Genomic DNA, 351 nt, shown 5'->3' with positions numbered 1-351 from the left:
GGGCAATTGATAAAGCTTGCCATCCGGTGCTGTGGTGAACGATTTGCCGATGAAATCATCGACGTCGATGCCCGGATTGGTGACGTCCTTACCTTCTTTGGCCATCCAGTCAGTCAAGTTGCGTGCCTGCTGATAGCGCCAATGCGTACCAATCAGATCGCTATCGTTGATATAGGCATCATAGATGTTTTCGCCCGACTGCATCTGCGTCTGCAGCTTTTCGACCACGTCACCTTCACCGATCAGGTCATGGGTGACCTTGATTCCGGTGATATCGGTGAATGCCTTGGCGAGTGTCTTGGACTCGTAATCGTGCGTGGTGATGGTTTCGGAAACCACCTTGATGTCCAT

General features: G+C 51.6%; 1 pseudogene. It reads right to left on the bottom strand.

The features are described 5' to 3' along the window. Positions 1–351 (bottom strand): annotated as a pseudogene (locus tag LB462_RS31045) (extracellular solute-binding protein); the annotation flags it as partial.

This window comes from Phyllobacterium chamaecytisi (genome assembly GCF_020164455.1).
GTDB lineage: Bacteria > Pseudomonadota > Alphaproteobacteria > Rhizobiales > Rhizobiaceae > Phyllobacterium > Phyllobacterium chamaecytisi.
The sequence above is the reverse complement of the archived record's forward strand: the minus strand, read 5'-3'. Positions and strand labels throughout refer to the sequence as shown.